A 13,810-nucleotide genomic window follows, 5' to 3' on the forward strand; every position below is an offset into this window, starting at 1 on the left:
TGCGATGCAACCGAAGTTTCTATTTATTATACGCTATTGCCCATACAAACGACCAATTAAACGGATTCTTTTTCGGAAAGCTGGTTTGCAGCGGTAATGACCTTTCCTTCCCCAATATCAGGAACAAGGTTTGCAACGCCTTTTGGCGAGGCTGATCCTTTGGGAGCATCCTTTGTAATCGCCACTTCCAGCACCTCGCTTAGATGGCTGACCGGCACAATCTTGATTCCGTCAATTTCCTTCATAATGGACTGCATATTTTCTGCGGGAACGATAGCCGTTTTGGCTCCGGCCTTCTTGGCGGCCATAACTTTGGCAAAGACCCCCCCAATTGGCTTGACATTCCCATGGATGGAAATTTCGCCTGTCATGGCCACTTTATTATCCACTGGAACATTGTAAATGGCTGAATAAATCCCGGTCGCCATAGCAATGCCAGCGGATGGCCCATCTACAGGGATACCGCCCGGGAAATTTACATGGATATCATATTCACCCGCAGGCACTCCCATTGTCCTTAGCACGGTGATTACATTTTCAATCGACCCGCGTGCCATCGACTTACGGCGGATTGATTTGCCTTGCCCGCCAATGCTTTCTTCTTCAACAATGCCGGTAATATTAATGGACCCCTTATCGTTAGCAGGAATCACAGTTACTTCGATTTCCAAAAGCGCTCCTGAGTTTGGGCCGTATACAGCTAATCCGTTTACAAGGCCTATGCACGGAATATCATTGATTTTCCGCTCCATCCTTGGAGTCGCCTGGCTTGAGTGGATAACCCATTCAATATCCTCTTCTTTAATAGTGTTCCTGTCCTCGGTAATTGCGAGCCCGGCAGCCGTCTGAACCATATTGACCGCCTCGCGCCCATTTCTCGCGTAATTCGATAGGATATCCAATCCCGTCTCCGGAATGGCCATTCCCACTTTATCGGCGGCCTTTTTCGCAACAGTGTTTATTTCTTCCTGGCTTAATTCCCTGAAGAATACTTCCATGCAGCGTGACCTGATGGCTGGCGGAATTTCACTTGGCGTCCTAGTCGTCGCCCCGATTAGGCGGAAATCCGCCGGCAGCCCGTTTTTAAATATATCGTGAATATGGGTTGGAATTGAACCATTCTCTTCGTTATAGTAAGCACTTTCAAGAAATACTTTCCTATCCTCGAGAACTTTGAGGAGCTTGTTCATTTGGATGGGATGGAGTTCGCCAATTTCATCTATGAACAGTACGCCTCCATGGGCATTTGTTACCGCGCCCTGCTTCGGCTGCGGGATGCCGGCCTGTCCCATTGCTCCGGCACCTTGATAGATCGGGTCATGGACAGATCCAATCAGTGGATCCGCAATGCCGCGTTCGTCAAATCTCGCTGTCGTCGCATCTAATTCAACAAAGACGGAGGATTGTTCAAACGGGGATTTAGCATTCTTTTTCGCTTCTTCCAAAACGAGTCTTGCCGCTGCTGTCTTACCAACTCCCGGTGGCCCGTAAATGATAACATGCTGAGGATTGGGACCGCAAAGTGCGGCCTTAAGCGCCTTTATGCCCTCTTTCTGGCCAACGATGTCGTCAAAGCTGACTGGCCTGACCTTCTCTGCCAGCGGTTCCGTAAGTGAAATAGCCCGCATCTTCCTGAGCTGCTCCATTTCCTTTCTCGATTCTTTATCAATTGAGACTTTCTGTGTCCGTTGATTCTTTAATAAATTCCAAAAATACAACCCGATAATTATCCCAAAGAAGAGTTGTATAAATAGAGCGATTCCGGTCCAACTCATCCTTTTCCCTCCTGAAAAATATAGTTCTGATATTTGTTAGTATTTCCGTTGAAAGGAATCACTAAACAAAAACCTAAAAGAAACTCGTTTTAATGAGGTAAACAGGAATGGGGAAAGGCCGCAACCTCTAACGTCCATGAAAAATAAAAGAAAGCTGCCCAGTATTAACGCTGGGCAGCTTTCTTATCTTGTATGTTTTTTTAAAAAATCAACTCAAGCGGAATTGCGCTCTTCCTCAATGACAGTGCCATCTTCAAGGATGAGCTTCGGAATGCTGTTGTCAGCGACCGATTCCTTCGTAATGATACATTTTGTAATATCATCACGGGATGGCAGGTCGAACATAACATCTAGCATAATTCCTTCGATAATGGAGCGGAGTCCGCGTGCTCCTGTTTTACGTTCAATCGCCTTCTTTGCGATCTCAGCAAGAGCCTCATCTTCAAATTCCAACTCAACCTCGTCAAGCTGAAGCATTTTTTGATATTGTTTGACGAGTGCATTTTTAGGCTTTGTCAGAATTTCAATAAGGGCGTCCTCATCCAGCTGCTCAAGGCTGGCAATGACCGGCAGACGGCCGATGAATTCAGGGATAAGCCCAAATTTAAGCAGGTCTTCAGGAAGAATCTTTGAAAGAAGTTCCTTTTGGCTGATTTCCTGCTGCTTTACATCGGAGCCGAAGCCAATAACTTTTTGGCCAAGGCGGCGTTTGATAATCGGTTCGATTCCGTCAAATGCCCCACCACAGATGAATAGGATATTTGTTGTATCGATTTGAATGAATTCCTGATGCGGATGCTTTCTTCCCCCTTGTGGAGGAACACTTGCAACAGTGCCTTCAAGGATTTTCAACAAGGCCTGCTGAACACCTTCACCGGAAACATCCCTAGTAATCGATGGGTTTTCTGATTTCCTGGCAATTTTATCGATTTCATCGATGTAAATAATTCCTTTTTCAGCCTTCTCGACATCATAGTCGGCAGCTTGGATCAATTTCAACAGGATATTCTCAACGTCCTCACCAACATAGCCTGCTTCAGTAAGCGAAGTGGCGTCAGCAATCGCAAACGGTACATTCAGGATGCGCGCGAGTGTTTGGGCAAGGAGCGTTTTTCCGCTTCCTGTTGGCCCGATCATACAAATATTGCTCTTGGACAGCTCGACATCGTCAATTTTGCTGTTGGAGTTGATTCTCTTGTAGTGGTTGTATACGGCAACAGAGAGCGATTTTTTCGCCCTTTCTTGGCCAATGACATACTCATCAAGGATTTCACGGATTTCCCTTGGCTTAGGGACATCTTTAAATTCGACTTCTTCCTCGGTCCCAAGCTCTTCCTCAACGATTTCAGTACATAATTCGATACATTCGTCACATATATATACACCAGGCCCGGCAACCAGTTTTCTTACCTGATCCTGTGTTTTCCCACAGAAGGAGCACTTTAATTGCCCTTTTTCATCATTAAATTTGAACAAACCTTTCACCCCTCAAAGAACGGATTAACATTATTAAAAGCTGCAACTACCGGCAAGCTTGCAGGAAATAGGTAATTCCAAAAACCATTGTAGCGTTATGTATTGCATTGTACCACATTTTGTATGTCAATCGGAAACAATAACACTCAATCCAATTTAAGCCAGCGTAACCTGCTTGCTTGTCCGGCAAAAAATATGTACTCCCTTAAGCTTATCCAGAATTGCCGGTAATTAAGCCTGGAATATGTCCTACAATCGCGAATTAATTTTATGTATTTATCTTGATTATAATATGTTTCCTTAAAAATTGTATAAAACAAGGCACGATAAATCGCGCCTTGTTTGTTTTTGTACATTTCTCTTTATGGGCATTATTTTGAAACAGTTTTGCTGTTTTCAATCAGGAAGTCGGCTGCTTTGTTCTTTTGTAGGTCGGATTTAATGCCTTCATTACCGCCTAACGCCTTAACAATGTTGTCCACAGTCATATTGTACATACCAGCCATTTTTTCAAGCTCGGCATTGACTTCATCTTCAGTCACTTCAAGCTTCTCTGCCTCTGCAATCGCATCAAGAACGAGCGTTGCCCGTACACGCTGCTCAGCATCGCCTTTCATTTGGCCGCGGAGAGCTTCTTCATCCTGGCCGGAGAACTGGAAGTACAGCTCAAGGTTCATGCCTTGCATTTGCAGACGCTGTTCGAATTCCTGCATCATACGGTCAGTTTCTGTGCGGACCATAACTTCAGGAATCTCAACTTCTGCGTTTGCAGCTGCTTTTTCTACCACGGAGTCACGGACATGGTGCTCTTTCTCGTGGTTCTTGTCATGCTCAAGGCGAGCTTTAATTTTTGCTTTCAGCTCATCAAGAGTTTCAACCTCATCATCAACATCTTTAGCAAATTCGTCATCAAGCTCAGGAAGTTCCTTCGCCTTGATTTCATGGATCGTCACTTTAAAGGTTGCAGGCTTTCCAGCAAGCTCAGCAGCATGGTATTCTTCAGGGAAAGCAACTTCAACATCCTTCGAATCGCCAGCCGCTAGACCGACAAGCTGTTCTTCAAATCCAGGAATGAAAGACCCTGAACCAAGTTCAAGAGAATAGTTAGTAGCTTCTCCGCCTTCGAATGCTTCGCCATCAACAAAGCCTTTGAAATCGATTACGACTGTATCGCCGTTTTCAGCTGTTCCTTCTTCTTTTACAACAAGCTCGGAATGGCGTGTTTGAAGTTCTTCAATTTCTTTGTTCACGTCCTCATCGCTGACTGTTGTATCGAATTCTTCAACTTCAAGGCCTTTGTAGTCCCCAAGCTTCACTTCCGGCTTTACTTCAACAGTAGCCTTGAAAACGAAGCTTGAGCCCTTTTCGAACTTCTCAACATCGATTTCCGGGCGGTCGATTGGCTCGATTCCTGTTTCGTCGATTGCATTGCCATACGCTTCAGGAAGAAGGTGATCAATTGCATCCTGGTACAATGCTTCAACACCGTACATTTTTTCAAAAAGCGGACGAGGCATTTTGCCTTTACGGAATCCAGGAGCATTCACTTTTTTAACAATCTTTTTAAAAGCGAAATCCAATGCTTCCTTAACTTTTTCTTCGCCAACTTCTACAGTAAGAACCCCGCGGTTCCCTTCTAATTTTTCCCATGTAGCAGACATTTTGTTCCCTCCAGCTATCGATTTCCTATTTTACCGATGGTAGAATCGGACTTTTTTTATGTAAAGCATTGTATGTTTACATATTGCAACCACTACATTATAACACACGATTTTGTTCTTTCAACTCTGGCGGCTAAATTATCGGGTAAGAAATTTCCTCCACTTTTTGTATCCAATTCACCGCTGTTTCGACCTTTTCCTCTTTCACCTTATAAATCCTGGCCATCTCTCCCAAATCAGGCGAACCGCCAAGGTAGGAAAGGCCAATCCAATGGAAGGCCGCAGCCCATGCTGAAGGCAGCTTCGGATCCAGCTCGATTGGATAAGATGCAAAGAAGTGCCTCTGCATAAGGCTAAGGACATTCTCAAGCAAAACAGGATCACTGTGTTCTAGCTCGCCTGCTAGAATACCGCTCGCTTCCAACTCCAGTGGCAGGGAATGAAGGGCGGACATTCGTACTGGATTAACCGTTTGGACAACTCCAAACTTCTTAACGATTATTTCGCTGTCGACTGATTGCTCCTTTAATACGTTCAGAAGAATTGTTTTAAAAAAGGGATGCCCTTTTTCCGAAGCCAGGAACCGAAAAATTTCCGGTACTAGCGGCTGGATATTTTGGCTGGCCAATTTCCCCGCTATCATCACCTGGTCCTTTAAATCGTTTACTTTGAAAAAATCAATTTCTCCGGGCCGGATTGTTTCTTCTTCCTCTTGGCCGTCCTCTGTTTCTCGGTTGGCGGAAGGAAGTGGCTCATTGTCGGCCATTCTCTTGCAAAATTGAAGAATTGTCTGGAAATGCTCCCGTTTTTCAGCCGGGACCTCCCCTTCATCAAACAGAGCTTCAAGTACTGAGGTTATTTCCCGATATTCATGAAGCTGAATCAAGATAGCCATGTACATTTCCACAAGCTGAAAATAATCGCCGGTCCCAGCCAGAAGCATTTCTTTGCAAAGGCTCTTCGCCTTCTTCAAGGCTCCTGCTTCAAAATAGGCAAGGACAAGCGCGGCTTTTATATCGGTGTCAGCAGGATCAAGTTCATAACCTTGCTCAAGGAGTTCAATCGCATCACGGTATCTTTTTTCCTGCAGAGCCTCGATCCCTTTTTCAGCCAGCCGCCTCTCCACATCCGGAAAAAAGACAATATTGTCGCGGCCCTTCTTTTTCATGGCAGATCATCCTCAGGTAGTAGTTGAAAAAAGTGTAGCATGGCAATGGACAAAAAACAATTTGGAAGGTATCACAGTTGTGATTGGGGGCACTCAGTAAACAATGCAGTTTTAATGTATAAAAAAACCGGCCACCTCAAAATGAGATGGCCGGTTTTCCGGTTTATAGCGTCCCAGGAGAGATTCGAACTCCCGACCGTTCGCTTAGCAGTCCACTAAGGCTTTCGCCATCAAACCTTGTCACGTCTTGGTTGCTACTTGTTTATGTACAACGGTCACTTGTAGAACTTTGACCCCCATCGCTTCTCCAGGAATCCAATTCTTCAATATGAAGCAAAATTCCTTAGTAGGACCATTCCCCAAATTCAAATTTGAATCATTACCTTAATTTTGTTGAGAATAAACCTATCCGAAAAATGCTTAAACACAAGAAACATGAGTATAGTTAAGGGTTTGAATCACCTTTTTTTCTACCCTTGTACACTCTAATAAGTTAGGTTCAAATACCATTAAATTATATCCGCTCGTGCTTACTGTACTCTCAAAGACGATACCAAGATAATCTGCCGACTCAGTTTCGTTAAGACTTTTAATGAAATCAACTATAAATTGCGTTGGTAAATAATCTAGTTTACTATCTCCGCTGCGTACAGGTTTGGATATAGCCTTACTCAATTCATTGAAAATCTCTAAATTTATTGCATACATTGCAGGGTCAGTAAATCCAAAAACATCCAAATTTTTCAACAATCTAAAGTCAACTACTTTTAAATCTCGTGTTATTGGGAACTTCCCTATAAAAACTGTATCACTTAGGCTCGGTCTGATCTCACTAATAACAGTTCCAATGTCACTCGACAAGTATAAGTGACTAATTCCTTCTGAATTTGCTCTGCCTGCTGTTGAAAATGTAGAGGGAGGCGCTCCCATTTCGCCTGCAATTAATTCTTTATTATTTGAAATTCTACCTCTATAAAACATATCGTCTTCTACAGTTGTTGTAAGCTTGTTTAGATAATCCTTTAATACCTCATAGTTGACATGATTAGAATGGAATCTATTCTCATGCTTGATGTATCTAACAAATTCTCCCCACGAACATCCTTTTAATACTGATTTCTTCTCAAGGTAATCCGCATTCATCCATTCTATGATCCCTACTTGATTATTTAATAAGTGTATTTTATCTGGATATTTGTTTTCAAGAAGAGAATGTAAAAATAGATGTATCTTATGCCCATCAAAGTTATTGAAGATATTCCACTTTTTTTCAAACTCATCTTTTATACTGATTAGTTTATATTGAGAATAACCGTCACCAATTAAGTCGGTACTCAATTTAAATATACCTAGAATATCATTGAATAAGTCATCTATACCTACATCACTGTTCAAATCATATACATAAACATAGCTACTATCGCAAAAATCACAATTACCAACATTATTTAAACTCTTTATGATGCTTTTAATTTCTTCTGACATAAAACACTTTGTACAGCAGTTCATACTTCCCCCTCCTATTCCAACAAATTACCGATTAACTCTAAATGATGCATAATCGATAACTTTTTCAGAGTTGGTAGCCCTGGGTATGTTCCCTCCCTGTAGTGTTGTATAAATGATTGCATGGCCAAAGTGTCCATTTTTTCATCTGATTCAAATGCTTGATACCATTTAATTAACTTCTCTAATGCTTCTGAGAACTTTCCAGCCGGGTCACTTGTGTCATTATTGGAATCCGAAACAAAGTGTATTATTTCTAAAGCCCCTTCTGGATTTGGATAAACAATATGAATTGCAACTGCATAAGGAGCAAAACCACTTTCGTTATACTCTTCTCCAACTACAGAGAAGTCTGAAAAACCGATATATCCTTCGTCTCTAAAGAAAAGATGCTCCTCTGAAAAGAATTCATTTTCTTGCTCTAGATAATCAGCATTTCTAGACAACTTATTAAACTTATTACTTAATCCAACTAAATCCTCCCCTCTCATTTGCCTCTTAAACGAGTTATCTGATGGGATAATATTTAAATTGGCTTTTTCTCCATTAAAAATGTCTTTGTAAAGGCGTACAAGGTTTCTTTCAGAGTGGATAATAGCTAAATCACTCAATTCTATATCAAACTCGTTCTGTAAGTGTGCTATCTGATATCCGGAATCCTTGTTTAAATGATGACTAACCATAACAGACTCACATGACATCATTGCCTTAAACTGTTGATAAATGCTAGATAGACCTAGTTCACCAGTAAATGAGCCTACCTTTGGGTTTACTATAATTAATAACTTTCTCCCATTATCCTCAAACGCTTTAACGGTAGAAAGCAGGGTAGAGCTTAATTTAATTGGCTCAATTATAGGCACAACTCTTTCACTGAGTAGCTTTTTAGTCTGTAACTCCCTAATTGCTAATAAGTCATACTGTCTTCCCCTGATAACCGGAAAATACATATCTTCTCCCCCTAGATCCCTTCTAACTTTTCATATATCTCACTCAACTCTGTATGTTTGAGATTTCCTGTGTAAATTAACCATCTTATAGGTACAGGTAAACGCTTCAAGGATTTATAATCCTCTGCAGGTATCCTTTTTTGAAGTTGATACAAAACCATATCCTGTGCTTCCTTAACATCTAACGTTTTAAACCATTGAAGAGATATCTTAAAATACTGCACAGGCTTCACTTCAGGTAAACAGCCGAACTTTAAAGAAAGAATTTGCTCATATTCATTTTTTCTTAACAACTTGAATAGTACTTCATGATTTAAATGGCTATCATCCTTAACAGCTTCTTTTCTAACGCTCAGACAAACTTTATCTGTCAAGACAATGATACCTACTGATGGATTTGATTCTCGTAAAACCCTGTAGACTGGATAGTAATTTCTTTCGGAAGTCACAACATACACTTCACTAAAGGCCTTAGAATAGTCCTCTAATTGGTAAACTAGCCTATCAAGATTATCAAGGTCAGTCTTAATTTCATAAACCATCCCCCTAGTACGATTAATCACGACTAAATCTGCTTTTGACTTTCCAACTGCTACTTCACTATAAGCAGCAGTTGTATTTATACTAAACCTTCCTAATACCAGCTTATTGAATAAGGTATTTTTAAAGAAAAATTCGTTCCTGTACTTTTTGGTCATGATGTCATAGTTTTTGTAGATTTCTTCTTTGAATATTTTTAAGTTAAATTCTTCTGCAAATAAAGTATCCATTAGATTTTTCTTGCTAAAAAATCTGTTTAGATGCATATAATTCATAATAATCACACTTCCTGGCACTATACTGTTTATTTTAACATTTTTAGCAATTTTTGAAAAATATGTGTTTCTTTCTCTATTCCTATAATTTATGAAGAATCTCCACATTGTTGTGTCCTCTAAGCCCTACGTTCAGTTTTGGATCCAGAGGCCCTTCCGGAAAGACTTCAACTACCTCAATTCTTTCTTTCGTGCTACGAGCCAGATGGTCTAGTTTTGTCTCCCCCAAGGTGTTACCCTTTGTAGTTCTTGGATCAGTTGCGTGAGCTTTGGACGAACTGTAACTTGTACCAGTTCTTTTGATATGTTTAATTTTACTGGATAGGATTATTGGGTTCAATACTGTTAAGTCATGACACTTGAAGGAGTATTATTGAATATTGATTTTCATGACAAAAAGTCTCATGAGTACTGAGCACTTTCCCGGGGGATAGCGGCGGCTGTAGATGGGACGAGTTTGGATTTTTGCAAACGACGGTATACGCTAAAACGTGGCAATAACTGGCTTTTCCACTTCAAGTTTATATGGTAAATTATTGTATCTTTTTAATTTTGTACTTTAACAGAAAATAAAAAGAGCGCAAAGCTACATAGCCTGCGCATTAAATCTTTTAATCATTTATCAACCCTTTATATCTTTTAACTTTTACTTTTAAACCATTATACTTAGGGATTTTTATTCTTCTATATAACCTTGGCATAAGGTATTTGCAGTCATCAAGTAACAAATTATTTAAAAATGCCATGCTTACTTTCGCTAAATAATCCGCTTGAATTTTCCGTAACCGTAAGTATCGCTTTCTTTTCGTCATAAAACAAAAAAACCTCCTATGCCTAAATGATAAGTCGACTTCGGTTACACTTTCGCATTTGACCGATACATTGACCGTTTCATTTATCGTCATAGAAGGTTGATTTAGCGGGCTTTATCGCCGCTTTTGGTAGCGTCCCAGGAGAGATTCGAACTCCCGACCGACGCCTTAGAAGGGCGTTGCTCTATCCAGCTGAGCTACTGGGACAAAAAATAAAATAAATATTTGGTTTTTACTTTCACAAGAAGCTTGCGTTATCCCACCCCTGCCTCAATATATGAAATCAATTAAGTGCGACAACATTTATTATTATAGTAGGCAAGCAATTGATTGTCAATGAAATTTTATAGGAAAAGCGGCAGAAAATCCGCCGCCCTTACTGTTACAAGGGGAAGACTCGATGGAGATCAGGAAGTTCCCCTCGTTCATAATCAAACACGGATAATTGAACTTTATCCTTTTCCACTTTGAGAATGAGATAAGTCCGTTCTTTCATCCCTTTTGGGAGCCTGAGGCTACCGGGATTCATAAACAGGATTCCCCCTGACATTTCCGCACCAAGCAAATGGGAATGGCCGAAGCAGACCATATCGGCGCCTACCTCCCTTGCGCGGTACTGGATGTTCATGAGGGTGGATTTCACCGAGAAAAGATGGCCATGTGTAACGAAAATTTTTTTGCCTTCCACCTCGATAATCTCCTCGTTTGGATAACCAGGATTAAAGTCGCAATTTCCGCCTACCGTGATATAACCTTTCAGCGCTTTGTCATCTTTTGGCAATTCCGAGTCGCCGCAATGAATGAATACGTCAACATCGGAATGCCTTTCCTTTATTACCGAAAGCGGCGCCTCCAAACCGTGGCTGTCGCTTACTACCAAGACTTTCTTCATTGCAAATCCATCATCCCGGCAGAGTCTAGGACATGGCTTAGTGCCTTCAACGCATTGGCGCGGTGGCTGATTGCATTCTTTTCATCCTTGGAAAGTTCGGCCATTGACCGGTCCAATTCGAGTACGTAAAAGATTGGATCATAGCCAAACCCATTCGTGCCTCGGCGTTCCTCCAAAATCCGTCCTTCACATGTCCCTTCAACAGTTATCGTTTCTTTCCCAGGTACGGCCATGGCCAGCGCGCAGAAAAACCTTGCTGTCCGCTGTTCCGCGGGAACACCTTCTAATTCGGAAAGTACTTTGTCAATATTCGCTTCATCGTTTTTCTGTTCACCCGCATATCTTGCCGAAAAAATCCCCGGGCGGCCATCAAGGGCATCCACTATCAAACCGGAGTCATCCCCAATGACAGCCTTACCCAGCTTTTGAGAAATCGCCTCAGCTTTCAAAATCGCATTTTCCGCAAAAGTGGTTCCCGTTTCCTCAACATCCGGGGCATCAGGGAAGTCCAGGAGCGTCAATACCTGGACTCCTCTCTCAGCAAAAATGGCTTCAAACTCTTTTGCCTTCCCGGGATTTTTTGTTGCGATTATTACTTCCTTCAAGGTTATGTCTCCCTCCTGACTATTTATTCCTTCTGCTGTCTATTTTACCCGAAATGGATTCTCCAAGCGCATCTCTTTGCTTTTCAAACAATTCGAGCAACCCTGCTTCCGCTGCTTCAAGCATTTGCGCCAACTGCTCTCTTGAAAAAGTCGACTCCTCACCTGTTCCCTGTAGTTCGACAAATTCACCATTTCCCGTCATGACAACATTCATGTCTACAGAAGCACTTGAATCCTCGACATAGTTTAAATCTAGCACCGGCTGCCCATCCGCAAGAATTCCGACACTGGTGGCTGCCAGGAAATCAGTAATCGGAAAACGAGCAAGCCCCTTTTTTTCCACAAGTCCGTTCAACGCGATTGCCATTGCAACAAATGCACCGGTTATGGATGCGGTCCTTGTTCCGCCGTCTGCTTGAATGACATCGCAATCAATCCAGACGGTCCTTTCACCAATCGCCTCGAGGTCGACAATGGCACGGAGCGCCCTTCCGATAAGACGCTGGATTTCCATCGTCCTTCCGGAAACCTTTCCTTTTGAGGATTCCCTTATGTTCCGTTGATCGGTCGCCCTAGGGAGCATCGAGTATTCAGCAGTGATCCAGCCTTTTCCCTCGCCCCTCATAAAAGGAGGAACCCTTTCTTCAATGCTTGCTGTGCAGATAACTCTTGTATCTCCGACCGAAATTAAAACCGACCCTTCTGGATGCTTTAAAAAATTAGTATTAATATGTATTGGCCGTAATTGCATCGGCTCTCTGCCATCAAAACGCATTTCATTTCCTCCCTGCATTTCAGGTTTTTGTTGCCAATAAAGAAGAGGCGGCTTTTTTAGGCCGACCTCTTTCACTTCATTTCATTATATAGTATAACAAATTTTACGATTTAAAAACTGCCAGTGTTCACTTTTTCGGGACGAGTTACGGGCTCCGAGAGTTTCTTGCCATCTTCTCTGACAAGCTCGGCTTTTCCGTTCACTTGGACTGAAACCTCTTTAATGTCTTCCAGTTCAGTCAGTGAAAGGACCAGCGCATTTAAAAGATGCTGAGAAATAATTTTCTCCTTTTCAAAGCTGCCGTATACCGCATCATTGAAGTTCAAGGTTACCTTGCCTTTTTCAACCTTTGGCTTTTCGACAAGCTGGACATTGGTCATAAAGTCACTGTCAAGGCTTGCAGACGACGGACCTTTGGCCAATTCCATTACGGCAGCCTCAATTGTATTTTTAACCGAGTTGCTAACGCGGCGTGTTACCGGCACATAATAATAGGAGCTCTCTTCACCGCCAATGTAGTAAACCGTAACCGGCCTGGTATTCATAATGTCCGATACTCCGGATGAGTCGGTATTGATACCTGATTCCCGGGAGAGTGTGTCGCTGATTGGAGTACCGTTTACAGGCATTTCAGTTAATTCATGCCCATTCATTTTAAGCTTTACTTTTTTGACTGAATCAAATTGTGTTAATGTCCAAGTCAGTGAATCTAGAATCCGCTGCTCATCCTCCGGCTGATAGTTTTTGAATTCCTTTGACAAGTCCACAGACGCTACTCCATCCTCCGTAATGTTGACCGAAACATCCGTATCTGCCGGAAGGACCGCCCTGAACCCATTCGGCAGCATCTCTGAAATCGGCCCATTCTCGACCAGATATTTCACAGCCTGCGTTGCCACAGCGGTTGTCTTTGGAAGGTTTAATGTCTGGGAAACAACATATCCATTCTTGTCGATAAGATAAAGCTCCGTTTTAATCGTTTCCACGGCTTCGGAAGCTGTGCTGTCCTTGATGGAGCTTGCGAGGCCGCTATCTTTTGGATATGCCGTGCTTTTTGGCGGGTCGATTTTTTTAACTGTTTCCGCTCCAAACAGCCCGCACCCTGACAGAATTAATGAAGAAATAAGAAAGGCCGATGCCAGGACTGTTTTTTTATTATTGGACATGATAATCCCTCCTGAGACAGTTTGTACTACATATATACGAGCCCTGGCTAAAAATAGACCAGGCCCGAAAAAGAAAATTCCTATCCCCGAGAATTAAAAAATAACCCGGCTCAATAAAATCCGGGCTTTGACAAGGGATCTGGCGTAATTTATGGAGTGCTTTTATAGGAGGAACTGGCTTGCCATCATCTCAATTGGGTGCTTACATT

12 protein-coding genes and 1 tRNA gene are annotated in these 13,810 nt (G+C 42.1%); all 13 read right to left on the reverse strand.

The genetic code is table 11. The annotated features are described in order from the left end of the window. Positions 1–56: 56 nt before the first annotated feature. The 13 genes from lonB to AR337_RS07135 all read right to left on the reverse strand — a co-directional run bounded on the left by lonB (position 57) and on the right by AR337_RS07135 (position 13,601). Positions 57–1,775: an ATP-dependent protease LonB gene (gene lonB / locus AR337_RS07080; protein ID WP_082686887.1), complete on the reverse strand. Its 1,719-nt coding sequence runs from the start codon at positions 1,773–1,775 to the stop codon at positions 57–59. A 213-nt stretch (positions 1,776–1,988) separates the two neighbouring features. Beyond that, on the reverse strand, positions 1,989–3,251 hold the full coding sequence (gene clpX / locus AR337_RS07085) for an ATP-dependent protease ATP-binding subunit ClpX (RefSeq protein ID WP_059171311.1): 1,263 nt from the start codon (positions 3,249–3,251) through the stop codon (positions 1,989–1,991). Positions 3,252–3,622: 371 nt separating this feature from the next. Further along, complete coding sequence (gene tig, locus AR337_RS07090; RefSeq protein WP_059171312.1) at positions 3,623–4,912, reverse strand: trigger factor; 1,290 nt, start codon at positions 4,910–4,912, stop codon at positions 3,623–3,625. A 133-nt stretch (positions 4,913–5,045) separates the two neighbouring features. Further along, positions 5,046–6,080 (reverse strand): tetratricopeptide repeat protein, encoded by a 1,035-nt coding sequence (locus AR337_RS07095; protein ID WP_059171313.1) that lies wholly within the window; start codon positions 6,078–6,080, stop codon positions 5,046–5,048. Between the two features lie 420 nt (positions 6,081–6,500). Continuing rightward, positions 6,501–7,589: an RES family NAD+ phosphorylase gene (locus tag AR337_RS07100; RefSeq protein WP_059171314.1), complete on the reverse strand. Its 1,089-nt coding sequence runs from the start codon at positions 7,587–7,589 to the stop codon at positions 6,501–6,503. Positions 7,590–7,600: 11 nt separating this feature from the next. Then, positions 7,601–8,536: a sce7725 family protein gene (locus tag AR337_RS07105; protein ID WP_059171315.1), complete on the reverse strand. Its 936-nt coding sequence runs from the start codon at positions 8,534–8,536 to the stop codon at positions 7,601–7,603. A gap of 11 nt (positions 8,537–8,547) precedes the next feature. Then, entirely contained in the window at positions 8,548–9,459 is a 912-nt protein-coding gene (locus AR337_RS07110) for a sce7726 family protein (RefSeq protein ID WP_059171316.1), read from the reverse strand. A 503-nt stretch (positions 9,460–9,962) separates the two neighbouring features. Further along, positions 9,963–10,163, reverse strand: coding sequence for a hypothetical protein (locus tag AR337_RS23070; protein WP_156424334.1), 201 nt, complete (start codon positions 10,161–10,163; stop codon positions 9,963–9,965). 133 nt (positions 10,164–10,296) lie between these two features. Beyond that, positions 10,297–10,370: transfer RNA gene (locus tag AR337_RS07115), tRNA-Arg, on the reverse strand. 175 nt (positions 10,371–10,545) lie between these two features. Beyond that, positions 10,546–11,055, reverse strand: a complete 510-nt coding sequence (locus AR337_RS07120; RefSeq protein WP_059171317.1) for a metallophosphoesterase — start codon at positions 11,053–11,055, stop codon at positions 10,546–10,548. Continuing rightward, on the reverse strand, positions 11,052–11,660 hold the full coding sequence (locus AR337_RS07125; RefSeq protein WP_059171318.1) for an XTP/dITP diphosphatase: 609 nt from the start codon (positions 11,658–11,660) through the stop codon (positions 11,052–11,054). The genes AR337_RS07120 and AR337_RS07125 overlap by 4 nt, the downstream gene beginning before the upstream one ends. Before the next feature lie 19 nt (positions 11,661–11,679). Beyond that, positions 11,680–12,435 carry a ribonuclease PH gene (gene rph / locus AR337_RS07130; RefSeq protein WP_059171319.1) on the reverse strand — a complete coding sequence of 252 codons (756 nt, stop codon included), beginning with the start codon at positions 12,433–12,435 and terminating at the stop codon, positions 11,680–11,682. 110 nt (positions 12,436–12,545) lie between these two features. Then, on the reverse strand, positions 12,546–13,601 hold the full coding sequence (locus tag AR337_RS07135; protein WP_059171320.1) for a GerMN domain-containing protein: 1,056 nt from the start codon (positions 13,599–13,601) through the stop codon (positions 12,546–12,548). Positions 13,602–13,810: the final 209 nt, after the last annotated feature.

The organism is Bacillus sp. FJAT-27445 (genome assembly GCF_001510665.1).
Taxonomy (GTDB): Bacteria; Bacillota; Bacilli; order Bacillales; family Cytobacillaceae; genus Bacillus_D.